This is a genomic window from Microvirga sp. RSM25 (assembly GCF_044784385.1).
Classification (GTDB): Bacteria; Pseudomonadota; Alphaproteobacteria; order Rhizobiales; family Beijerinckiaceae; genus Microvirga; species Microvirga tunisiensis.
In genome coordinates, this window is sequence record NZ_CP173039.1 from 2184207 (window position 1) to 2207411 (window position 23205).

Here is a 23205-nt window from a genome sequence, read left to right on the forward strand (position 1 = left end):
GAGATGCTTCCCGTTTCACGACGGGATTGGAGGTGCTGCTGTGCTGCGGGATTATCTGACCGACCTTCCTCTGATCGCCATTCTGCGAGGCCTGAAGCCTGAGAACGCCGAGGCTGTAGGCCACACCCTGGTCGAAGCCGGCTTCCGGATCATCGAGGTCCCGCTGAACTCGCCGGAGCCGTTTCGCAGCATCGAGATTTTGTCGAAGACCATGCCGGATAATGTGCTTGTCGGCGCCGGAACCGTCCTTGACCCGGACCAGGTCATCGGCGTCCACGATGTGGGCGGCAAACTGATCGTCATGCCCCATGCGGATCTCGACGTCATCCGCTGCGCCAAGAAAAACCGCCTTGTTTGCACCCCTGGCGTGGCGACGCCTACGGAGGCATTTGCAGCCTTAAAGGCGGGAGCAGACGCCATCAAGATCTTCCCGGCCGAGGCCACTCCTCCCGCCGTCGTGAAAGCTTGGCGGGCCGTGCTGCCGAAGGACGCCCTGGTCCTTCCCGTCGGCGGCATCAAGCCGGACAACATGAAGCCCTACGTGGATGCGGGCGCCAACGGCTTCGGGCTCGGCTCCGCGCTCTTCACGCCTGCCATGTCGGTCGAAGAGATCGGCCGCAATGCCCGTGATTTCGCGGCAGCTTGGCAAGAGCTGCGCTCAGCCTGAGCCACGACCGGCAGCTCGTATGAACGACCTGAGCAGGAACCCCTTTGGGCGAAAGCCGTTCTCAGGAGGAAGATTGTTCATGGAGTTCACGATGAAGAAAACGGTACTGATTCTTGCGGCTTCGCTTCTCAGCACGGCCGCCTTCGCTCAGGACACCACCACGACCATCAAGAAGGAAGAAGGCATCCTGGGCAGCCAGACGACGATCGAGCGCAAGACGGAGCCGAGCACGACGTCTTCCACCTCGGTCACAACCAGCACGGGCTCCGTGGGCTGCACCACGGAAACCAAGCAGAAGACGGACGAGTTCGGCGATACGACGACCAAGAAGAAGACCGAGTGCTGATCAGGCTCGTGTCCTCACCAGACAAGGCCCGGCTTCACGCTGGGCCTTTCGTTTGCAACGGGTCTAACCGCGTCGGCCGCCCTGCCCCCTGCGGAAGAAAGGAACGGTGAGAAGCCGTCGTCCGGTCTCATCGGTGATTTCCAGTTCGATATTGCCCGCATCGGCCAGCTCGTCCCGAAGCTCCTCGACCGTGGCCAGGGCCTCGGCACGGGCCGCTTCGAGGTCGGGAAGCTCGATCCCCTCCTCATCTTCATCGACGTCGTAGCCGTCACGGATATTGAAGAAGTATCGCGGCATGGGAGTTCAGCTTCGATAGAGAGTTTGGCGGTAAGAACGCCCTTGCAGGCGGCAGGTTCAATCCGACGCCTGCCCTTCTCATATACACAGATTTTCCAGAAATGATGACGCCTATTGAGAGCCTGCCACGGATTGCGAAGGGCTTGAGGAACGCCTCGGAACGCTCTGAACCGGAGATGGTCGCTTCAGCGGATGGAGCTTTTTCAGGCAGAACGCGTTGATGGGCACGCCAAGGGTAATCGCGGGTCAACTGTCAGGGATATGTCATGATCCGTACCCCCTCGTTCCCTTCGCGATCCTTGGCGCGATCATCGCGCTTGGGAGCACACCAGCCAGCGCGCAATCCTCATGCGGCCCGCGCGAACAGCTCGTGAAGATGCTTGCCGATCAGTACAAGGAAGATCCGGTCGGCATGGGCCTCGCGCAGCCCGGACAGGTGATCGAAGTGTTCGCCTCCTCGAACGGATCATGGACGATGGTGATGACCATGCCGGACGGCAAAGCCTGCCTGATCGCCGCCGGCGACAACTGGGAAATGGTGACCAAGATCAAAGGCAACCCGATCTAATGGGTCGTCACGCGACTTGTCGTAGCGATCAAGCATCTATCGAACCTTCGACAGCGCTGCCGTGCCCGTTGATGGCGGATAAGCTGATTTTCAAGGATTGTGAAGTGGCGCGCCCTAGGGGAGTCGAACCCCTCTCTCCAGCGTGAAAGGCTGGCGTCCTAACCGATAGACGAAGGGCGCGGGTCATTCGGGGCGGTGCCGCCGAAGTGGGCGAACCTATAGATGGGTTCGTGATGCATCGCAAGCACCAGAATTGGATTATTCCGGCCTCGCGGCATCCATGATCCGGACCTCGACCTTTTCGTTTCCGCCCCAGCGATCGATGGAGAGCGTCCCGGCCACATGGAGCGGATTTCCGATGGCCTGCGACAGCGCATTTCCAAGCGGCTGACCGGCGGCACGGAAGGCGATTCCGCCAATGGAACTGCCGTCTCCGCCGCGAAGCTTCACGCGCATATGCCCACCGCTGCCGACCTCACGCGCCTCGATGAGGCGATGCTGCGGGAAGACGAAGACCGGTTCCGGCTGGCCCTGACCGAACGGCCCTGCCCGCTCCAGAGCCGTCACGACGGCAGGCTGGGCGCCGGCGGCCGTCAGGGTCGCGTCGACGGCGAAATTGTCCCCGAGGCGCATGGTGCTCACCGGCTCGGTGAGCTTTTCGGTGACGAAGGCGAGGAAGCGCTCCAGATCGACAGCCTGAATCGTCACGCCGGCCGCCATGGTGTGGCCGCCGCCTTTGATGGCGAGCCCCGCTTCGACGGCAGCGCGCACCGCATAGCCGAGATCCACGCCGGGCACGGAGCGGCCCGATCCGGTCGCCGTGCCGTTCTGGTTGAGGGTGAAGGCAAAGGCCGGGCGGCGGAACCGCTCCTTGGTGCGGGCGGAGATCAGGCCGACCACGCCGGGGTGCCACTCGGCCGAGGCGGTCACGAGAACCGGCAGATCCGGCATGCGCTCCAGCGCCATCATCGCCTGTGCCTCGGCTTCCGCAACGGCGATGACCTCGATGGCCTGACGCTCCCGGTTGAGCCGGTCGAGCTCAGTTGCCAGCTTCCCGGCCTGCACGGGATCCTCCGTCAGCAGAAGCCGCGATCCCAGAGCCGCATCGCCGATGCGACCGCCTGCGTTGATACGCGGTCCGACGAGATAGCCGAGATGCCAGCTCTCCGGGGCTTCGGCGAGGCCTGCGGTATCGAGAAGCGCCGCCAGCCCCACCCGGCGGCGGCTCTTCATGATGGCAAGGCCCTGGCGCACGAAGGCCCGGTTGAGGCCGATGAGAGGCACCACGTCGGCAACGGTCGCCAGGGCGACGAGATCGAGGCTGCCCATCAGGTCCGGCTCGGCTCGTCCCTGGAAGAAGCCGCGGGAGCGCAAGGTGCGGTTGAGAGCGACGAGGGACAGGAACACCACACCGGCCGCGCAGAGATGACCGAGCCCCGACAGGTCGTCCTGCCGGTTCGGGTTCACGATGGCGAGCGCCTCCGGGAGCTGCTCGGGCGCCTGGTGGTGGTCGAGAACGATGGGATCGAGGCCAAGGCGCTTGGCTTCGGCCAAGGGCTCGATGCTCGCGGTCCCGCAATCGACCGTGACGAGAATGTCCGCGCCCTGCTCCTTCAGTGCCCGGATGGCATCGACATTCGGGCCATAGCCCTCCGTGATCCGGTCGGGAATATGGATGGCGTAGTCCAATCCGCAGGCGCGAAGATACTCGGCGAGAAGCGCCGCGCTGCAGGCTCCGTCGACGTCGTAATCCCCGAAGATCGCCACCTTCTCGTTGCGCATCACCGCATCGGCCAGCCGGGAGGCCGCAGCCTCCATATCGGTGAGCCTATGCGGATCCGGCATGAGATCCCGCAGGCGCGGATTCAGGAAACCTTCGGTGTCATGGATGCCCACACCCCGCCCTGCGAGCACCCGGGACAGCACATCCGGCAGGCCGTGGGTCTGGGCGATGGCGAGCGCAATCGTCCCCTGGGCGGCATCGCAGCGCTCGACCCAGGTGCGCCCGAGGGCGGAATTGGTGACGCCCAGGAAGGGCTTGGGCAGGAGAAGAGGAGATGATTCGGTCACAGCGGGAGTCTTATCCGCGAATTGTGGTCAAAGCATCCTGGGATGTTGGTGAGCTACTTCGTCCTCGTCATGGCCGGGCTTGTCCCGGCCATCCCGATCCTGTGAAACGCCGCGTCTCTCGTGTCGGGATCACCGGCGCAAGGCCGGTGATGACGGAGGAGGGTGTCATTCCCGGCCCTTCGGCCGCCGGGGATGACCGGGGCATCAGCCGAACAGATGGCGATACTGAATGAAGCCGCTGCGGGCAGCGACCTTGTCGTACAGCGCCTGGGCCATCGTGTTGGTTTCGTGCGTCAGCCAATAGACCCGGCTCGCACCCTGAGCTTTCGCCCTCTCGTACACCGCCTCGATCAAGGCCCGCGCCACACCCCGCCCGCGCGCCTCCTCGGCCGTAAACAGATCCTGCAGGTAGCAGTAATCGGCCGTGCTCCAGGTGGAGCGGTGATAGATCGTATGGACGATGCCCACGATCCTGCCGTCGAGAACAGCCGCGAGACCGTACATGGGCTCCGCGGGATCGAGAAACCGACGCCACGTGGTCTCCGTGACCTCGGGCGGCACGGACGACTTGTAGAACGTCAGATAACCCTGCCAGAGAGGCTCCCAGGCCTTCCGGTCGTCTGCGGTGAAGGGGCGGATCTGAAGCATTGTGTTTTCCATTCCTACAGGCATCGGTCTCAGTGTCAGGCTGATAAAGCGCTGGCAACCCTCCTCCCCCTTGTGGGGAGGAGTTGGAGGTGGGGGTGTGAGCGATAGCCTATGCAGGTCAGGCGCCGGCACCCCCACCCTGGCCCTCCCCACAAGGGGAGGGAAACATGCGGCAGATCCGTTATCAGCCAGTCTCTTAGGATGCGTGCAGAGGCAGGCAAAATGCAAATGGCCGGGACGAGCCCGGCCATGACGCATGTGGATTGTACTCCGTCCCTGGACCGGCTTAGTCCAGGTGGAACTTCGCCAATTCCCGGTGCTCGCCGTAGATGCGGCGCACGGTGCCGGTGGCCGAGCGGTAGACCACCGTCTCGGTGGTGATCACCTCCTTGCCGAAGTGGACGCCTCGGGTGAGTGCGCTGTCGGTCACGCCGGTCGCCGCCACGATCACGTCGCCCCGGGCGAGGTCCGTCATGTCGTACTTCTTGCTGGGATCGGTAACGCCCATCTGGAGGGCACGGGAGCGCTTCTCCTCCGTGTCGAGGATCAGGCGGGCCTGCATCTGGCCACCGATGCAACGCAGCGCACCGGCCGCCAGCACGCCTTCAGGCGCGGCGCCGATGCCGAGATAGATGTCGATGCCGGTTTCCTCGGGCTTGGTCGTGAAGATCACGCCGGCCACGTCGCCGTCCGAGATCAGGCGGACACCTGCGCCGGTCTTGCGGATGGCCGCGATTAGGTCCGCGTGGCGCGGGCGGTCGAGCACGAGGGCGGTGAGTTCGTTCACCTTCACGCCCTTCGCCTTGGCGAGGCTATGCAGGTTTTCCTCCGGCGAGGCATCGAGGTCGACGACGCCGGCGGAATAGCCCGGCCCGACCGCGATCTTGTGCATGTAGACGTCGGGAGCCGCCAGCAGAGTTCCCGCCTCGGCCATGGCCATGACGGCGATGGAGCCCGGCATGTCCTTGGCGCAGAGCGTGGTGCCTTCAAGCGGATCGACGGCGATGTCGACCTTCGGGCCCTGCTTGTTGCCGACCCTCTCGCCGATGAAGAGCATGGGCGCCTCGTCGCGTTCGCCTTCGCCGATCACGACCGTGCCGTCGATGGGGAGCTTGTTCAGCTCACGACGCATGGCGTCCACGGCGGCCTGGTCGGCGGCCTTCTCATTGCCGCGGCCACGCAGCCTGGCGGAGGCCACCGCCGCGCGCTCGGTGACGCGGACGAGCTCCAGGGTCAGGATGCGCTCGATGATTTGGCCCGGTTGGACGGTAATGCCTTGCGACATGGACGTGTCGTCTCCCTCTTGTGATCGTCTGGGGCCCTGAAAGGCCCGGTCGTGGGTTTATTCGCGTTCGATGCGAATGACTTGGGGCGGCTCGGCGATAAGACCATCCCCTGAGATTTTTTCCAGAGCCGAGCGGATCGAGGCTTCGGTGGCCGCGTAGGTGATGAGCACCAGCGAGACCGGTGCGCCCGAACGCCCATGCGGGTCCTTGGTTGCCGCGATCTCCGAGCGCTTCTGCAGGATGCTCTCCAGTGAGATGTCGGCCTCGGCCATGCGGGTCGCCACGCCGGCGGCTACACCTGGACGGTCATGGACCGTCAGGCGAACGTAATAGCCGCCCTCGTGGCGCTGCATGGGCGCGCGAGGCGCCTTCTCGAGCCGGTCCGTCGGGGAGCCGAAGAGCGGCTGCACGGTGCCTATAGCGACGTCGGCGATATCGGCCACGACGGCGGAGGCCGTGGCATCGCCCCCTGCCCCAGGTCCGATGAGCGTCAGCTCCCGCACCGCATCGGCATCGATGGTGACGGCATTCGTGACACCCATGACCTGGGCGATGGACGATGTCCGGGGCACCATGGTCGGATGGACGCGCTGCTCGATGCCGGTCTTGGTGCGCTCGGCGACGCCCAGGAGCTTGATGCGGAAGCCCAGCTCCTTCGCCATGGCAAGGTCGAGCGGCGTGATGGAGGAGATACCCTCCACATAGATCGCCTCAGCGTCGATTTCGGTGCCGAAGGCAAGGCTGGTCAGGATGGCGAGCTTATGGGCCGTGTCGAAGCCCTCGACGTCGAAGGTCGGATCGGCCTCCGCATAGCCGAGGCGCTGGGCGTCCTTCAGGCATTCGGCGAAGGTCAGCCCCTCCAGCTCCATGCGGGAGAGGATGTAGTTGCAGGTGCCGTTGAGGATGCCGTAGAGGCGCGAGATCCGGTTGGCCGGCAGGGCCTCGCGCAGGGTCTTGATGATCGGGATGCCGCCGGCCACGGAGGCTTCGAAGGCCAGGGATACGCCCTTCTCCTCTGCCAGTTTCGCCAGTTCGAGACCGTGCTTGGCGAGCAGCGCCTTGTTGGCGGTGACCACGTGCTTGCCGAGCGAAAGGGCCGCCCGCACCGTGTCGAGAGCAGCCCCGTCGGCGCCGCCGACCAGCTCAACCACGCAATCCAGATCGGCGGCCTGTGACAATTCCACCGAATTGTCGAACCACGTGAACCGGGAGAGGTCGAAACCCCGGTCCTTCGTCCTGTCGCGGGCCGAGATGGCCACGACCTCAACCGGCCGCCCGCCGCGCTGGGCGACGGCCTCGTTCTGGCGGTCGAGAATGCGAATGACCGATGCGCCGACGGTGCCGAGGCCGGCAATGCCGACCCGAAGGGGACGTGTCACGAACAACAGCTCCTTGAAAATGTCGGGCTGCTTTTACGACCGCCAAGGTGTCCTGTCCATGCGGACGCGAAATCCCGATGTGGCGCCTTTCCTCTCCGGAGGTCAGCCCCGGCGAACCATAGGCACCACGTTGTGGAGCGTCTGGTCGGCATTGTCGAAGAACTTGCGGATGTTACGCGCGGCTTGGCGGATGCGCTGCTCGTTTTCCACAAGCGCGATGCGGACATAATCGTCGCCGTGCTCGCCGAAGCCGATGCCGGGAGCGACCGCCACGTCGGCCTTCTCCACCAGGAGCTTCGAGAATTCGAGGCTGCCCAGCGACCGGAACTTTTCCGGGATCTGGACCCAGGCGAACATGGAGGCGGTGGGCACCGGAACGGTCCAGCCGGCCTTGGCGAAGGAATCGACCATCACGTCGCGGCGGCGCTTATAGGTAGCGCGCATCTCACGGATGCACTCGTCCGGGCCGTTGAGGGCGGCGGTGGCCGCGACCTGCACCGGCGTGAAGGCGCCGTAATCGAGATAGGACTTCACGCGCGCCAAGGCCGCCAGCAGGCGCTCGTTGCCGACCGCGAAGCCGATGCGCCAGCCGGCCATGGAAAAGGTCTTGGACATGGAGGTGAATTCCACCGCCACGTCGATGGCGCCCGGCACCTGCAGGATGGAGGGCGGCGGGTTCGATTCGTCGAAATAGACCTCCGAATAGGCCAGATCCGACAACAGGATCAGCTCATGCTTCTTCGCGAAGGCTACGAGATCCCGGTAGAAGTCGAGGGAAGCCACATAGGCCGTCGGGTTCGACGGATAGCAGACGACGAGCGCCACGGGCTTGGGGATCGAGTGGGCGACGGCGCGCTCGGCCGCGACGAAGAACTCAGGGGTCGGCTCGGCCGGAACCGAGCGGATGACGCCGCCCGCCATCAGGAAGCCGAAGGCATGGATCGGGTAGCTCGGGTTCGGCACCAGAATCACGTCGCCCGGCTCGGTGATGGCCTGGGCCATGTTGGCGAACCCCTCCTTGGAGCCGAGCGTCGCCACCACCTGCGTATCGGGATTGAGCTTCACGCCGAAGCGGCGCTCGTAATAGCCGGCCTGGGCACGGCGCAGGCCGCCGATTCCCTTCGAGGCCGAATAGCGGTCGGTGCGCGGCTTGCCGACGGTCTCCACCAGCTTGTCGATGACGTGCTGGGGGGCCTGGAGGTCCGGATTGCCCATCCCGAGGTCGATGATGTCCGCTCCATTGGCGCGCGCGGCGGCCTTGATGCGGTTGACCTGCTCGAAGACGTAAGGCGGGAGGCGCTTAATCCGGTAAAAGTCAGGCATGGGTCTCGTCCTCGAGCGGAATCACATGATTCCGGTATAGGTTCTAAGGCGTTCTCTTGGAATTCGTCTTCTGACGCGTCTGCTGCGACGTGTTGGCCGGTAGCTTGACCGGCTCCGGTGGCGGCGTCTTGCCGAGTTCCGCGGCCGCGGCTCCCGCGGCCTCGTTCCGGGAGCGCAGGGCATCGAGTTCCGCCTCGGCCGCCTTGATCTCATCAGCCGTGCGCGCCGCGGTCGGGCGTTCCACGGCCGGCGTTCCGATCGGCATGTACTCCAGGTCGGCCGGACGGGAGCGCGCGACGAAGTCCGGGGTCGCAGCCATCTGCGGACCGGCCCCCACGGCCGTTGCCACATCCCGGACGGGATTGAAGCTCCCATTGCAGCCGGAAAGGCACGCGGCGGCAAGCATCGTCAGGCCAACGACCGAGATGCGGCGGATCGAAAGGGGCTTCGTACGCATTGTGATACCTAAGACCTGCAACATGGCTCTGGCATATCCGACAGCTCGAACGCTAAGATGTCGGAAATGCGGCTTGCGAGCAATGCTGCTGCGATAGAGGGAGATCGCCTTATGGACAAGCCATACGGTGAAGAGAAGACTCAAGGCCCGGTCCCGGACTTCGAGGAACTCTCCCGCAATACGGCCCGCTTCATCGAGGGAGCAGGCAAGGCGGCGGCCGCCTACCTCAAGCCCGTCCAAGAAGGCCAGCCCCCGGCTGCGGGAGACGTTTCGGAGGCGGTCAAATCGCTCGGTCGGGTGGCCGAAATCTGGATGAGTGATCCGCAGAAAAGCTTTGAGGCTCAGTCTCGCCTCGGAACCCAGTTCCTGTCTCTCTGGGCCTCGACCTTGAAACGTGCTCAGGGGGAGCTCACGGAACCGGTGGCCGAGCCGGAGCCAAAGGACAACCGCTTCAAGGATCCTGAATGGTCCGAGAACCCCATCTTCGACTTCCTGAAGCAGGCCTACCTCATTTCCTCCCGCTGGGCGGAGGATCTCGTGGAGAATGCGGAAGGCCTCGACGAGCGCACCCGGCATAAAGCTCAGTTCTACCTCAAGCAGCTCTCCAGCGCGCTTTCACCCTCCAACTTTCTCCTGACCAATCCGGAGCTGATACGCGAGACGCTGCGCGAGAACGGCGCCAATCTCGTACGCGGCATGACGATGCTGGCGGAGGATATCGAGGCCGGCGGCGGCGAACTGAAGATACGGCAATCCGATCCGAGCAATTTTAAGGTCGGCGTGAACATCGCCACCACGCCTGGCAAGGTCATCTTCCGCAACGATCTGATCGAGCTGATCCAATACACGCCTGTCACGGAGAAAGTGCTAAAGCGGCCGCTGCTGATCGTACCGCCCTGGATCAACAAGTTCTACATCCTCGATCTCAACCCGGAGAAGAGCTTCATCCGGTGGGCAGTCTCGCAGGGCCTGACCGTCTTCTGCATCTCCTGGGTCAATCCTGCGGAGCAGCATGCCGAAAAGGGCTTCGAGCATTACATGGTGGATGGCATCTTCGCCGCGCTGGATGCCATCGAACAGGCGACGGCCGAGAAGAAGGTGACGGCCATCGGCTACTGCGTCGGCGGCACGCTGCTGGCCACCACCCTCGCCTATATGGCGGCCAAGCGCGACAAGCGGATCGACAGCGCCACCTTCTTCACCGCACAGGTGGATTTCACCCATGCAGGCGACCTGAAGGTCTTCGCCGGCGAGGAGGAGGTCCGCAGCCTCGAGGCCACCATGAAGAAGCGCGGGTATCTCGAAGGCTCGCGCATGGCCAATGCCTTCAACATGCTGCGACCCACCGATCTGATCTGGCCCTATGTGGTCAATGTCTACATGAAGGGCCAATCGCCCCTCCCGTTCGACCTGCTCTACTGGAATGCCGATTCGACCCGCATGCCGGCGGCAAACCACGCCTTCTACCTGCGCAACTGCTACCTCGAGAACAAGCTCGCCAAGGGCGAGATGGAGCTTGCCGGCGTGAAGCTCGATCTGAAGAAGGTGAAGGTGCCGATCTTCAACCTCGCGACGAAGGAAGATCATATCGCCCCTGCCCGCTCCGTGTTCGTCGGATCGAAGGCCTTCGGCGGGCCGGTCGATTACGTGCTTGCCGGCTCCGGGCACATCGCCGGTGTCGTCAATTCTCCCAACAAGCCGAAATACCAGTTCTGGACCGGCGGTCCGGTCGTGGGAGAATTGGAAGACTGGGTGAAGCAGGCGACGGAGACGTCGGGCTCCTGGTGGCCCTATTGGTTCGAATGGATCAAGGCCCAGGCGCCCCGGACGGTAACCGCGCGAGAGCCTGGAAGCGGCAAGCTGGAACCGCTCTGCGACGCACCGGGAACCTACGTTCTGGCTAAATCATAAAGCTCCCATGAGGTACACGCTCGGTCGTCGTCATCTGCCGGGCACTGACACCCTCCACGTCATGGCCGGGCATGTCCCGGCCATTCCGATTGTTTGTGGTTCGGCGCCTTTCCGATCGGGATCACCGGCGCAAGGCCGATGATGACGTGAGAGCGTGTCACGGGCTCGGGTGACGTTCGGGGGACTGGTTCCGGCTCCGCCTTCGGCGGAACGGGAACGTCAAAAAGAAAGGCCGGCAGAATTGCCGGCCTTTGTGGTGTCGCTTCGCGAGCGCTCAGTACTTGCGGACGAGCGGAACCGCCGGGATCGCGACCTTCGGGTCGTCCCAACGATAGCGCAGACCCGCCGAGACGATATCCACCGCCGAGTCCACATCGGCCAGGTAAGGAAGACCTGCGTAGTCCTGATGGCCGGGAACGATCCGGATATCCGTCTCCTTCGAGAAGATATGCGTGTAGGCGACGTCGAAGGACAGCCTGTCATTCCACTGGTAGCTGGCGCCGACCGACGCCCAGATGCGGTCGTTGTCGGGCAGACGGGTCGAACAGATCTCTGTATCGATCGGCGATTCCTCGTAGGCCACACCGGCGCGCAGGGTCCACTGATCATTCAGCTTGTAGTCCGCACCGACGGAGTAGAAGAACCCGTCTTCGTAGTTGAGTGGAATATCAGTGACGGCGACGCCGCCGGGACCGATCACGAGAGGCGTCTTGAGAACGCTCCAGTTCGTCCACTCGAAGCCGGCATGAACCGTGATGGCGGGCGTAATCACCTGCGAAATGCCGACCGTGAGCTGATCGGGGGTCTTGAGCTTCGCGGTGATCGGAACCCGGGCGAAAGGACCGATGGAGCCGAAGGGAGCCGACAGATCGCCCTCGAGCTCGTGCTCGACCTGCGAACGGTAGCCGATACCGATCGTCGTCCCGGCGAACGGGGTGATCGTGACGCCGGCCGTGAAGCCGAAACCGACGTCGTCACCGTCGAGGATCGCGCTCGGAGCGCCGGGCAACGTCGCAGAGGCCGCCGGAGCGCCCGGGAACGGCACCGCCCTCTTGAGGCGGATGTCAAAGTACTGCAGCGACGGACCGACCGCGAACGAGAACCAATCGTTCACCTTGACGCCCAGGACCGGGTTCACGTTCACGGAGAAAATCCGAGACGAACGCGAATAGAGCTGGCCGGACCAGTTCTCGCGCGGATCGGTGACGAGGCCATAGGGCGAGGTGCTGGACACACCGACCCAGAACATGTCGTTGATCTGGTAGGAGCTGTATCCTGCCGGAACGACCGCGTCCTCGCCGATATCGCCGGAACTGCCCAGTGCGAAGGTCGGAACGGACGGGAGCGGGTTGATGTCGACCCGCGGAATGATCACCGAAGTATGCCACTCGCTCTGCCAGCCGGGCGCCATCGTGATGACGGCCGGGTTCCAGAACATCGAGGACAGGTAACCGGAGCCCGACGCGGCACCGGCGAAGGAGTAGCCTTGCGCCGTGGCGCTCTGCTCACGGAGCGCGAAGGCACCCGCCTGGGCGCTGCCCTGAGCGACGATGAGAGCTGCCAAGGAGACCGCGGTCAGCGACAAAGAACGAGAGAGAAGACCCATGGAGTTTTCCTGCCCTTGGTATTTTCTTGTACGGGAGAATCCCGTCATGAGTGCAATGTGCCAATGCTTAAATTTGGCCGCAATCTTTTCATGAGTCTCAAACAGCACGTTAAAATTTTCTAAAGTAAGCCTGCAATTACTAAATTCTACTTCAGAATGCTTTATTAACTTCGAGAAATTTTAAAGTACCGACGGATTGTTCATATGTAAACCGATGTATAGTCGGCTTTCATCTTGAATTCAGGTACCTCCGACGGATGAGTGGGAATTCCACACTTTGTGCGCGCTCGTGGCAAAACAGCAACATATTTGCGTCTAGAACGTGCATTGTAGCGGGGCGCATTCGCGCCAATTATGCCCATGCCGTAACAAGAGGAGCGCTTGATGAAGCTGGTGAGATTTGGGGATGCTGGACGGGAGAAACCGGGACTTATCGATTCCAGTGGGCAGATTCGCGATCTCTCAGGGCTCGTTCCCGATATTGCCGGAGCAACCCTGTCGACCGAGACCCTGGATCGCATCCGCAAGACCGATCCGAGCACCCTTCCCGTCGCCCCATCGGGCCAGCGCCTGGGCGCCTGCGTGGGACAGGTGCGCAACTTCATCGCCATCGGACTGAACTATGCCGATCATGCTGCTGAGACGGGAGCACCGATTCCGGCAGAACCGATCGTGTTCAACAAAGCCCCGTCCTGCATCGTCGGACCCAACGACGACGTGATCATCCCGCGCGGGTCCCAGAAGACCGACTGGGAAGTGGAACTCGCCATCGTAATCGGCGAGCGGGCCTCCTATATCGGGGCGAACGAGGCGTTCGACTTCGTCGCCGGCTACTGCGTCTGCAATGACGTGTCCGAGCGTGAATACCAGTTGGAGCGCGGCGGCACTTGGACCAAGGGCAAGGGCTGCCCGACTTTCGGCCCGCTCGGCCCGTGGCTCGTCACCAAGGACGAGATCCCCGATCCGCAAAACCTCTCCATGTGGCTCGACGTGAATGGCGAGCGCGCGCAGAACGGTTCGACCAAGACCATGATCTTCAACGTGGCGCAGATCGTCTCTTACGTCTCGCACTTCATGATCCTGGAGCCCGGCGACGTGATCACCACCGGCACCCCGCCCGGCGTCGGCATGGGCATGAAGCCACAGCGTTTCCTCAAGGCCGGGGATGTCGTGTCGCTCGGCATCGAGGGCCTCGGCGAACAGCGCCAGCGCTTCGTCGCCTTCGAGGGACATGCGGTGGATACCAGCAAGAGCTGGAAGGGGCACTGACGGACGGAACGCAACGGCTTACGTCATGGCCGGCCTTGTGCCGGCCATCTCGACCGGAAGAGTGCCGCGCTTCTCATGATCGGGATCACCGGCACAAGGCCGGTGATGACATGGGAGGTGGCATGTCCCACCTGCGGCAACCGGGGATCGGCCTTATATCAATCCCAGCATGAGCTGGATGTTCTGCACGGCTGCGCCCGAAGCGCCTTTGCCGAGATTGTCGAGCCTCGCCACCAGCACGGCATGGTTGTAGCTGTCGTGCTGGAAGACGAAGAGCTCCAGCCGGTCGGTGTCGTTCAGGGCCTCCGGCTCGATCCGCTCGATCTTCCTGCCGTCCCGGATGGTGGGCACGACGCTGACGAGGCCGCCGCCCCGATAGTGCTTCAGAAGCGCCGCCTCGAGATCCGCGGCTCTCGGCTTGCCGGGCAGCAGGTCGAGGTGAAGCGGCACGCTCACCAACATGCCCTGCCGGAAATTGCCGACGGAAGGGATGAAGATCGGCCGCCGGGTCAGGCCGGTGTATTTCTGCAGTTCGGGCACGTGCTTGTGCTCGAAGCCGAGGCCGTAGAGCTCGAAGGAAGGCGCGGTGCCGGCCTCGTAGGCCTCGATCATCGAGCGCCCGCCGCCGCTATAGCCGCTGACGGCGTTCACGCTGATCGGATAATCGGCCGGGATGAGGCCCGCGTCGACCAGAGGCCGGACAAGGGCGATCGCGCCGGTCGGGTAGCAGCCGGGATTGGCCACCCGCTCCGCCTCGGCAACCGCATCGCGCTGAGCAGGCTCAAGCTCGGCAAAGCCATAGACCCAGCCGGGGCTGACCCGGTGCGCAGTGCTCGCATCGAGGATCTTCGGCTTCCTGCCGCTCAAGTCATCGACGAGGGAAACCGTCTCGCGCGCCGCATCGTCGTGCAGGCAGAGCACCACGAGATCGACATCGGCCAGGATCTCGCGTTTGGCCGCCGGATCCTTGCGGCGCGCAGGATCGATGCTGCGGACGGCGACACCGGACACGTCCGTGAGGCGCTCACGGATGCCAAGACCGGTCGTACCTGCCTCTCCGTCGATGAAAACGGTTTTGGTCTTTTGATTGAGGCCTGATGATCTGTCGAGCGTCGCGGTCATGGTCGATCCAATCTGTCGTCGATGCTGGAGATAGGGCGAAACGCTTGCGCCCCACAAGGTTTCAGAAACAAAAAAGCCGCGCATCGGCGCGGCTTGCGGTCAGGCTTCAGACCGCCGTTATCGCGCTCGCGCCAGGGCAGCGTTCGATCGGCGTCGGAGGATCAGCGCGACGTTGTTCATGGAATTTGTATGGGGCAGGCGACCAATCCTGTCAACAAGCGCGACCGTTTCGTCGCGACGAGCCTGCGACCGTGGTGATGGGCAAATGCCCCCCAAAACAAAAAGGGCGGCGCGAGGCCGCCCTTTCCGAAATGTCTGCCTGATGAGGCCTTAGCGCTTCGAGAACTGGAAGCTGCGGCGGGCCTTCTTCCTGCCGTACTTCTTGCGCTCGACGACACGCGGATCGCGGGTCAGGAAGCCTTCCTTCTTGAGCGGGCCGCGAAGCTCCGGCTCATAGTAGGTCAGCGCCTTCGCGAGGCCGTGACGGACCGCGCCGGCCTGGCCGGAGAGACCGCCGCCGTCAACGTTGACGGTGATGTCGTACTGGCCTTCGCGCTGGGCGATCTGGAGCGGCTGAGCTAGGATCATGCGCAGCACGGGGCGGGCGAAGTAGACCTCGACCGTACGGCCGTTGATCACGATCTTGCCGGAGCCGGGCTTGATCCACACGCGGGCAACCGCGTCCTTACGCTTGCCGGTGGCATAGGCGCGGCCGAGCGAGTCGAGCTTCTGGACGTGCTTCGGAGCTTCCGGAGCGGCGGCCTGGGCATTGGTGCCGAGATCGGCGAGAGACTGGAGGGTCGCCATGATTATGCTCTCACGTTCTTGCTGTTGAGGGCACCAACATCCAGCGTTTCCGGCTGCTGAGCCGTATGCGGATGCTCAGCGCCGCCATAGACGCGCAGGTTGCCCAGGATCTGACGGAAGAGCGGACCGCGGGGGAGCATGCGCTCCACAGCCTTCTCGACCACCCGCTCGGGGAAGCGGCCGTCGAGAATGAACTTGGCGGTGCGTTCCTTGATGCCGCCCGGATAACCGGTGTGGTGGTAGTACACCTTCTGCTCGCGCTTGCGGCCGGTGAACACCACCTTGTCGGCGTTGATGACGATGACATTGTCGCCGCAGTCGACGTGGGGCGTGTAGTTCGCCTTGTGCTTGCCACGCAGGCGCATGGCAACGACCGAAGCGAGGCGGCCCACAACGAGGCCCTTCGCGTCGATCACAACCCACTTCTTCTCGACATCGGCGGGCTTCAGCGAAGTCGTAGTCTTCATTGCGCTGTATCCCGTTGGAGCCAAATGGCTCAGGTTCTGAAACGACAAACCGCCACGAGATGCGGCGGCGAGTGACAGCTGTTTAGTGGCACGGGACCTGGAAGTCAACATTATTCTCGGCTGCCCAAGACGCGTAAAACCCTTATAAAACAAGCCTTAGCGCACCTGTGGTATTTATATACCGCATTAGCGGTACTCTAATACCGTACTGATTTTTGGTTCTTCGCGAATAGCCGCTATGCTTGCCCGTGACGGCATATCCCGTTCTGCCGATTCCGAGAGGCTCCCGATGACCGACGAACTGATCTTCTTCACCAATCCCATGTCCCGTGGCCGCATCGTCCGCTGGATGCTCGAGGAAACGGGCTGCGCCTATCGAACGGAAATCCTCGCATTCGGCCCGGACATGAAGGCCCCCGGCTATCTGGCGGTCAATCCGATGGGAAAGGTGCCGGCGATCCTCCACAAGGGAAAGATCGTCACCGAGGGGGCCGCGGTCTGTGCCTATCTGGCCGATGCCTTTCCCGAGGCCGGCCTCGCTCCGCCGCCCCATGACAGAGCCGCCTATTACCGCTGGATGTTCTTTGCGGCCGGCCCTGTGGAAGCGGCCTTGAGCAACAAGGCTTTCGGCTTCGAGGTGCCGGCCGACCGGCAGCGGGCCATCGGCTACGGCAGCATCGAGAACGTCGTCGATACCCTGGTCTATGCCGTCACCCAATCCGAATACATAGCAGGCGACCGCTTCAGTGCGGCCGACGTCTATGTCGGCTCGCAGATCGGCTGGGGCATGATGTTCGGCACGCTGGAGAAACGGCCCGCCTTCGAGGCCTATTGGCAGCGGATCAGCACGCGTCCCGCGGCCCTTCGGGCAAGGGAAATCGACGATGCACTCGTGCCCCCGAAGACCTGAGCGTCGACACGTTCAACGACGATCCGGGATCGAATAGGTCCCGGTCGCATGGCAGACCATGTCGGGGCTGCCTTCGGAATAAATCGACACGTCGCCGACCGCGAGCCGCTTGCCCAGTTTGAGCAGGCGGCAATCGGCGATCAGGGCGCGGGGCTCGGGTTTCCTGAGGAAATTGAAGTTGAGGCTTGTGGTGACGGCGAGCGCCACGGGGCCGATATGAGCGAGAATCGCGGCGTAGAGCGCGAGGTCCGCCAGCGCCATCATGGCCGGGCCCGAGATCGTGCCGCCCGGGCGCAGGTGGCGCTCGTGGTATTCCATGCGCATCCGGGCCGAAAGAGGCCCGATCCCGTCCACGACATAGCTGCGCCCGCCCTCATGCATCTGCGGAAACTCCCGGTCGAGGAAGGCCGCGAGCTCGTCTCGGGTCATGATCGGATGGTGGGATGACATTAATATGCGATGCTCATTGAACTGCCCTGCCCTATCCCATACGTTCCCCCCATGAGCCACGACAATTACCCGAACGAATATATCCGCGGCATCCTCAACAGCGTGAAGACCATCGCGCTGGTCGGCGCGTCGTCAAACCCGGCGCGTCCGAGCTGGATCGTCACCAAGTACCTGCTGGAGCGAGGCTACGACGTGATCCCGATCAATCCGGGACTCGCCGGCGGCGAGCTTCTCGGCAAGCCCGTCTATGCCTCCCTGAAGGACGTGCCCTTCCCCATCGACATGGTCGAGATCTTCCGCAACTCGGAAGCCGCCGGCCCGCTCACCGACGAAGCCTTGGCCCTCGAACCGCTGCCCAAGGTCCTCTGGATGCAGCTCTCCGTTCGCAACGACGAAGCCGCCGCCAAGGCCGAGGCCAAGGGCCTGAAGGTCGTCATGGACCGCTGCCCGAAGATCGAGTTCGGACGCCTCTCCGGCGAGATTTCCTGGCAGGGCGTGAACTCACGGATGCTGAGCTCCAAAAAGCCGGTTCTTTCCGGCAAGGGCTTCCAGAAGCTCAGCCTCAACCGGCCTTGAGGGAAATCCGTAACGCGGAGGGTGTGAGTGGTTTCCCATCCTCTCGGCTGCATGTCCGTGCGGCAGTGGCTCGATCCTTGGTCGCACTCTCCCCGACCCGTATCCGCCTTCGTCATCGCCGGGCTTGCCCCGGCCATCCCGACGCTGTGAGGCGCGGTCGCTTCAGACCATCGGGATCATTGCCCTGGACACCCTCTCCCGTATGGCCGGCCCTGATATCGATACGGGGATCGGTCCCGGCCATCCGCTTTCAGATCCATCGCCCTCATCCTAAGGAGCAGCCGTGAGGCTGCGTCTCGAAGGAGTGTCCGGAGAGCACTGAACACCTCCTTCGAGACGCCGCTTGCAGAGGCTCCTCAGGATGAGGCCGAGCGAGACGATCGAGACCACGGCCCTCGACACCCTCTGCCGTCATGGCCGGGCCTGTCCCGGCCATCCTGATCCGGAAAAGCTCAGCGCTTCGATCTATCGAGATCACCGGCACAGGGCCGGTGATGACGCCGGAGAATGTCAGGGCCGAACGTAGTCCACCGATTCACGCCGTCAGTCTTACGGCCCTCATTCTGCGGAGAATGGTCTAAGCAATCCGTCTCGAAGGGCGTAGGAGAGCACAGAATAGAAGCCGGTCTTTCGGCATGAGGGTGGAGCGAGAGACGACAGCTCCACCCGCACAGGGCCGCGGTCGACACTGGGGCTGCCCAACACACTCCTTGACGGACGAACAATACGTTCTTTAAATAGAACGCATCCATTTCCTAGAGGAACGCCCCGATCATGACCGACCGTCTGCCAGGCTTCAACACGCTCGCCATTCACGCCGGAGCGGCTCCTGATGCTGCGACTGGTGCCCGCGCGACGCCGATCTATCAGACCACGTCCTTCGTGTTCGACGACGTGGACCATGCGGCTTCGCTCTTCGGCCTGCAGGCGTTCGGCAACATCTATTCCCGCATCGGCAACCCGACCTGCTCCGTCCTCGAGGAGCGCGTCGCGGCCCTGGAAGGCGGCACCGCGGCGCTGGCCGTCGCCTCGGGTCACGCGGCGCAATTCCTGGTGTTCCACACGCTGCTCCAGCCCGGCGACGAGTTCGTCGCCGCCAAGAAGCTCTATGGCGGCTCGATCAACCAGTTCAACCACGCCTACAAGAACTTCGCCTGGAACGTGGTCTGGGCCGATTCGGACGATCCGTCGTCCTTCGAGGCGGCCATCACCCCGAAGACCAAGGCGATCTTCGTCGAGTCCATCGCCAACCCGGGCGGCGTGATCGTCGATCTCCAGGCGATCGCGGCCATCGCCAAGAAGCACCGCATCCCCTTCATCGTCGACAACACGATGGCCTCGCCCTACCTGATCCGCCCCTTCGAGCACGGCGCGGACATCATCGTCCATTCGGCCACCAAGTTCCTCGGCGGCCATGGCAACTCGATCGGCGGCGTGATCGTCGATGGCGGTTCGTTCAACTTCGCCGGCGACGACCGCTATCCCATGCTGTCCAAGCCGCGTCCGGAATATGCCGGCATGGTGCTCGGTGAAACCTTCGGCAATTTCGGCTTCGCCATCGCCTGCCGCGTTCTCGGACTGCGGGACCTCGGCCCGGCGCTGTCGCCGTTCAACGCCTTCCTGATCCTCAACGGCATCGAGACCCTGCCGCTGCGCATGCAGCGCCACTCGGATAACGCCCTCACGGTCGCCGAGCATCTGGAGGGCCACAGCAAGATCTCCTGGGTCAGCTATCCAGGTCTGCGTTCGGACCGCTACCATAACCTCGCCAAGCAGTACTGCCCCAAGGGCGCCGGCGCGGTGTTCACCTTCGGCCTCAAGGGCGGCTATGAGGCCGGCGTGAAACTGGTCTCGAATCTCAAGCTGTTCTCGCATCTGGCCAATATCGGCGACACGCGCTCCCTGGTGATCCACCCGGCCTCGACCACTCACCGCCAGCTCACCGATGAGCAGAAGACGCAGGCGGGAGCAGGGCCGGAGGTGGTGCGTCTCTCCATCGGCCTCGAGGACACGCAGGATTTGATCGACGACCTCAACCAGGCTCTTGACGCTGCGTAGTCTCCATTCTCCCTTTCAAAGCCTCACCTCGTCATGGCCGTCCCGGACTTGATCCGGGGATCATCCCCGGCCATCCCGATGATGGGAAGCGTCACGCCTCTCGGATCGGGATCACCGGCACAAGGCCGGTGACGACGGGCGGGAAAGAGTCGTCCTACGATGATTTGGCAAACAAAAAGGGCGGCCCGAGAGCCGCCCTTTTTTCTGAGATGAAACTCGCCACTCACGCAGCGCGAGAAGTGCCGGCTTTCTTGTAGGTGTTGTGGATCGCGTTGAGCGAACGCTCGAGGGCCGTCCAAAGGCGCCCGATCTCGTCGGCTCCTTGGGAATTCGCATCGTATTCCCGCGCGCCCTCACCCGTTGCGAGGGAGAGCGTGAGTTCAGGGCGATGCGTGATCTGGCCGGCCCAGACCGGAACCTGGAGCGCGTTCAGGGCGCCGCGCGCATCGGCGACCACATGAGCCTCGGTATCTCCGTGCTTGGCAGGAGCGGCATTGATCACCGCGGCGTAAGGCTTGCGATGTTCGCGAGCGAGGGCGACCGTATCCTGCAGGGCGGCAATGTCGAACAGGCTCGCGCGCGCGGGAATGATTACGAGGGTGGCCTGCTTGATCGCTTCGGCAACGATCGAAGACTTGTTCGGCGGCGTATCGACGAGAACCCACTCGTAACCTTCGCGTTTCGCCTCCCTGAGGGCCTCGGCGATGTTGCGCACATTGTGCTTGAGGCCCAGGTATTCCTGATTGCGGATCTTGTGCCAGAGTGACAAGGAGCCCTGCGGATCGTTGTCGATCAGCAATGTGGGGCGCGAAGGGTTGGCGATATAACTCGCGAGGTGAGCAGCAAGCGTGCTCTTACCCGAGCCGCCTTTCCGCGAAGCAAAGACCAGCACATTCATGCCTGACTCCTCATAAGCCTGTTCCTACAGCCCTGAACCTAGGGGTTAAGCCTATCTTAATATTGTTCACCTGTAGCAGAGCAAGTACTGATTTCCTAATTCCTGCCGTATTCCCACTACGATTTTTCTCGCACGATGACTTCGATTGCTCAATCCGGAGCGATTTATCAACACCACGCTGGATTTGCGCAGTTTCATGAACGTAGTCGCCAAGTTCCCGACCTGAGTCGAGAAACGCCTCTTCAGAAAGCCGATCCTTAGAAAAACCGGGAGGGAGAGGGCCGGCCGGAATTACCGAGGTCAGTCCAAGATCGATTTTCCTTGCTCGACCCGCCGTTCAAGCTTTGCGATGGATTGATGTCCCCGAAGCTTGCCATGAATTCCTAAGCTGAAACACGTTTTCAGAGTCGGAACCACCCTCCTGCTTGGCCGTTAAGCTCCAGACTTCACCAGTCTAGGAGCTGACAAATGTCTAAGAAAATCTTGTTTGCAGGCGCTGTTCTTGTGGCCCTCGCGCCCGTTGGCGCCTTCGCTCAGTCCGGCGGCGCCGCTGCCGGTGCAACCACCGGCGCCGTGGGCGGCGCCATCGTTGGCGGCCCGATCGGCGCGGCGGTCGGCGGCGTGACGGGCGCGATCGTGGGCGGTCTCGCCGATCAGCAGCAGCCGCGTTTCCGCCAGTATGTGGTGACCCAGGGCGTTCCGTCCTACCGCTACACGGAAGAGGTTCGCGTCGGCGCGACTCTCCCGGCTTCCGGCGTGCAGTACTATGAAGTTCCGTCCGAGTATGGCGTGAGCAACTACCGCTACACCGTCGTGAACGACACTCCGGTTCTGGTCGAGCCCGGCACCCGCCGCATCGTCCAGATCGTCCGCTAAGCTACGGCGGAGACGAGTTTAGGGCGGCCTCGACGGCCGCCCTTTTCTTATGTCAGATCGTGCTCACGCGGGCATGGACGACCGCCATGGCGAGCACGGCCATGGCAAAAACCTGATGCGCCAATCCGGCCCATAGCGGCACCGCGAGCAGCAGAGTCACGATCCCGAGAGCCATCTGGGCCAGCGCCAAACCGGCCATGCCCGTCGCGCGACCGGCAGTCCTGGAAGACTTGGCCTGCCGGCGGATGGTCCAGGCATGCCACACGGCAAAAGCCACGATGGCATAGGCCACGAGGCGGTGGTTGAACTGAACCAGGATGACGTTGTCGACGAAATTCTCGATCCAGGGCTTGACCACTAACAGGGCAGAGGCCGGCGGAACGAGAGCGCCATCCATCAACGGCCAGGTGTTATAGGTCAGGCCGGCCTTCGACCCGGCCACGAGACCGCCCAGCGCGATCTGGAACAGGATCAGGCCGACGAGAATACGGGGTGCATAGCCTGCCGGTGCCTCTTGCCGCACGGCGTCGGAACGATCCTTCAGGCCCGCTGCCACCCAAACGAGGCAAGCCAGAATGATGCTGGCCACCGTCAGGTGCAACGCCAGCTTGATCGGCGCGACGGCGGTCATGCCCGGCTCGAGGCCGGATGCCACCATGATCCAGCCAATGGCGCCCTGAAGGCCTCCCAAGGCTCCGATGCCGAGAACGGTCAGTGCCAGTCTGCCTTTGATCACTCCCCTCGCCCAGAACCAGACCAGGGGCAGAAAAAAGACAAGGCCGATCAAACGGCCGAGCTGCCGGTGCCCCCACTCCCAGGCGTAGATGAATTTGAACTCCGACAGGGTCATGCCCTTGTTGACGAGTTCATACTGCGAAATCTGCCGGTATTTCTCGAACTCCGCCATCCAGGCCTGCTCGGTCAGCGGCGGAATGGCGCCGGTGACGGGCTTCCATTCCGTGATCGAGAGACCGGAGCCGGTCAGGCGCGTGGCACCGCCGACCGCGACCATCAGGACAACCAAGGCGGCGAGGCAGTAGATCCAGGTGCGAACGGCGGACAGGGATCGGCTTTGAGGCACGCGCGCCAAAGACACGCCCTCGGTGGAGGCTGCGACAGCCATGCTCACTCTCATCGTCGATTAGGGCTTGAACCCAGGATACGGACGTCACATAGAGGCTATGCGTCCAGGACGCAATTCATGCCGGTGACGC

23 protein-coding genes and 1 tRNA gene are annotated in these 23205 nt (G+C 63.2%); 9 read left to right on the forward strand and 15 right to left on the reverse strand.

The window, feature by feature from the left end:
- Nucleotides 1–40: 40 nt before the first annotated feature.
- A complete protein-coding gene (locus ACD578_RS10245) occupies nt 41–667 on the forward strand; it encodes a 2-dehydro-3-deoxy-6-phosphogalactonate aldolase (RefSeq protein ID WP_404292775.1) in 627 nt (208 codons plus the stop codon).
- Nucleotides 668–758: 91 nt separating this feature from the next.
- The gene (locus ACD578_RS10250; protein WP_152715544.1) at nt 759–1013 is read left to right on the forward strand and encodes a hypothetical protein; all 255 of its coding nucleotides are present in this window, start codon (nt 759–761) and stop codon (nt 1011–1013) included.
- A gap of 63 nt (nt 1014–1076) precedes the next feature.
- On the opposite strand, the gene ACD578_RS10255 is transcribed toward ACD578_RS10250, so the two are convergent.
- Nucleotides 1077–1310 (reverse strand): DUF6894 family protein, encoded by a 234-nt coding sequence (locus ACD578_RS10255; protein ID WP_152715542.1) that lies wholly within the window; start codon nt 1308–1310, stop codon nt 1077–1079.
- 370 nt (nt 1311–1680) lie between these two features.
- Here ACD578_RS10255 and ACD578_RS10260 point away from each other — a divergent pair, with 370 nt between their 5' ends.
- On the forward strand, nt 1681–1878 hold the full coding sequence (locus ACD578_RS10260; RefSeq protein ID WP_404292778.1) for a hypothetical protein: 198 nt from the start codon (nt 1681–1683) through the stop codon (nt 1876–1878).
- Between the two features lie 105 nt (nt 1879–1983).
- On the opposite strand, the gene ACD578_RS10265 is transcribed toward ACD578_RS10260, so the two are convergent.
- From ACD578_RS10265 to ACD578_RS10295, 7 genes are all read right to left on the reverse strand, one after another.
- A tRNA-Glu gene (locus ACD578_RS10265) sits at nt 1984–2058 on the reverse strand.
- A 78-nt stretch (nt 2059–2136) separates the two neighbouring features.
- Entirely contained in the window at nt 2137–3948 is a 1812-nt protein-coding gene (gene recJ, locus ACD578_RS10270) for a single-stranded-DNA-specific exonuclease RecJ (RefSeq protein WP_404292780.1), read from the reverse strand.
- A 204-nt stretch (nt 3949–4152) separates the two neighbouring features.
- Nucleotides 4153–4596, reverse strand: a complete 444-nt coding sequence (locus ACD578_RS10275; RefSeq protein WP_404292781.1) for a GNAT family N-acetyltransferase — start codon at nt 4594–4596, stop codon at nt 4153–4155.
- A 286-nt stretch (nt 4597–4882) separates the two neighbouring features.
- Nucleotides 4883–5881 carry a class II fructose-bisphosphatase gene (glpX, locus tag ACD578_RS10280; protein ID WP_152714419.1) on the reverse strand — a complete coding sequence of 333 codons (999 nt, stop codon included), beginning with the start codon at nt 5879–5881 and terminating at the stop codon, nt 4883–4885.
- Between the two features lie 57 nt (nt 5882–5938).
- Complete coding sequence (locus ACD578_RS10285) at nt 5939–7261, reverse strand: homoserine dehydrogenase (RefSeq protein WP_404292782.1); 1323 nt, start codon at nt 7259–7261, stop codon at nt 5939–5941.
- 102 nt (nt 7262–7363) lie between these two features.
- The gene (locus ACD578_RS10290) at nt 7364–8584 is read right to left on the reverse strand and encodes an LL-diaminopimelate aminotransferase (protein WP_404292784.1); all 1221 of its coding nucleotides are present in this window, start codon (nt 8582–8584) and stop codon (nt 7364–7366) included.
- A gap of 43 nt (nt 8585–8627) precedes the next feature.
- Nucleotides 8628–9041 (reverse strand): hypothetical protein, encoded by a 414-nt coding sequence (locus tag ACD578_RS10295; RefSeq protein WP_404292785.1) that lies wholly within the window; start codon nt 9039–9041, stop codon nt 8628–8630.
- Nucleotides 9042–9152: 111 nt separating this feature from the next.
- Here ACD578_RS10295 and ACD578_RS10300 point away from each other — a divergent pair, with 111 nt between their 5' ends.
- Entirely contained in the window at nt 9153–10952 is a 1800-nt protein-coding gene (locus ACD578_RS10300; protein ID WP_404292787.1) for a PHA/PHB synthase family protein, read from the forward strand.
- A gap of 274 nt (nt 10953–11226) precedes the next feature.
- Here the strand turns inward: ACD578_RS10300 and ACD578_RS10305 are convergent, their stop codons facing one another.
- Nucleotides 11227–12558, reverse strand: a complete 1332-nt coding sequence (locus tag ACD578_RS10305) for an OmpP1/FadL family transporter (RefSeq protein WP_404292789.1) — start codon at nt 12556–12558, stop codon at nt 11227–11229.
- A gap of 384 nt (nt 12559–12942) precedes the next feature.
- Here ACD578_RS10305 and ACD578_RS10310 point away from each other — a divergent pair, with 384 nt between their 5' ends.
- Complete coding sequence (locus ACD578_RS10310; protein ID WP_404292791.1) at nt 12943–13827, forward strand: fumarylacetoacetate hydrolase family protein; 885 nt, start codon at nt 12943–12945, stop codon at nt 13825–13827.
- A 153-nt stretch (nt 13828–13980) separates the two neighbouring features.
- Here the strand turns inward: ACD578_RS10310 and argC are convergent, their stop codons facing one another.
- The 3 genes from argC to rplM form a co-directional block, all read right to left on the reverse strand.
- Nucleotides 13981–14949, reverse strand: coding sequence for an N-acetyl-gamma-glutamyl-phosphate reductase (argC, locus tag ACD578_RS10315; protein ID WP_404292793.1), 969 nt, complete (start codon nt 14947–14949; stop codon nt 13981–13983).
- 330 nt (nt 14950–15279) lie between these two features.
- Nucleotides 15280–15756: a 30S ribosomal protein S9 gene (rpsI, locus tag ACD578_RS10320; protein ID WP_152714427.1), complete on the reverse strand. Its 477-nt coding sequence runs from the start codon at nt 15754–15756 to the stop codon at nt 15280–15282.
- A 2-nt stretch (nt 15757–15758) separates the two neighbouring features.
- Nucleotides 15759–16223 carry a 50S ribosomal protein L13 gene (gene rplM / locus ACD578_RS10325; RefSeq protein WP_152714428.1) on the reverse strand — a complete coding sequence of 155 codons (465 nt, stop codon included), beginning with the start codon at nt 16221–16223 and terminating at the stop codon, nt 15759–15761.
- 289 nt (nt 16224–16512) lie between these two features.
- Between rplM and ACD578_RS10330 the strand changes: the two genes are divergently transcribed.
- Nucleotides 16513–17133, forward strand: a complete 621-nt coding sequence (locus ACD578_RS10330; RefSeq protein WP_404292795.1) for a glutathione S-transferase family protein — start codon at nt 16513–16515, stop codon at nt 17131–17133.
- A 12-nt stretch (nt 17134–17145) separates the two neighbouring features.
- Here the strand turns inward: ACD578_RS10330 and ACD578_RS10335 are convergent, their stop codons facing one another.
- Nucleotides 17146–17562, reverse strand: coding sequence for a PaaI family thioesterase (locus tag ACD578_RS10335; protein WP_404292797.1), 417 nt, complete (start codon nt 17560–17562; stop codon nt 17146–17148).
- 72 nt (nt 17563–17634) lie between these two features.
- Between ACD578_RS10335 and ACD578_RS10340 the strand changes: the two genes are divergently transcribed.
- Nucleotides 17635–18159 carry a CoA-binding protein gene (locus ACD578_RS10340; protein WP_404292799.1) on the forward strand — a complete coding sequence of 175 codons (525 nt, stop codon included), beginning with the start codon at nt 17635–17637 and terminating at the stop codon, nt 18157–18159.
- A gap of 774 nt (nt 18160–18933) precedes the next feature.
- Nucleotides 18934–20217 carry an O-acetylhomoserine aminocarboxypropyltransferase gene (locus tag ACD578_RS10345; protein ID WP_152714432.1) on the forward strand — a complete coding sequence of 428 codons (1284 nt, stop codon included), beginning with the start codon at nt 18934–18936 and terminating at the stop codon, nt 20215–20217.
- 223 nt (nt 20218–20440) lie between these two features.
- On the opposite strand, the gene ACD578_RS10350 is transcribed toward ACD578_RS10345, so the two are convergent.
- On the reverse strand, nt 20441–21115 hold the full coding sequence (locus ACD578_RS10350) for an AAA family ATPase (protein WP_404292801.1): 675 nt from the start codon (nt 21113–21115) through the stop codon (nt 20441–20443).
- A gap of 468 nt (nt 21116–21583) precedes the next feature.
- Here ACD578_RS10350 and ACD578_RS10355 point away from each other — a divergent pair, with 468 nt between their 5' ends.
- Complete coding sequence (locus ACD578_RS10355; RefSeq protein ID WP_404292803.1) at nt 21584–21991, forward strand: DUF1236 domain-containing protein; 408 nt, start codon at nt 21584–21586, stop codon at nt 21989–21991.
- A 52-nt stretch (nt 21992–22043) separates the two neighbouring features.
- Here the strand turns inward: ACD578_RS10355 and ACD578_RS10360 are convergent, their stop codons facing one another.
- Nucleotides 22044–23114, reverse strand: coding sequence for a COX15/CtaA family protein (locus tag ACD578_RS10360; protein WP_404292805.1), 1071 nt, complete (start codon nt 23112–23114; stop codon nt 22044–22046).
- Nucleotides 23115–23205: the final 91 nt, after the last annotated feature.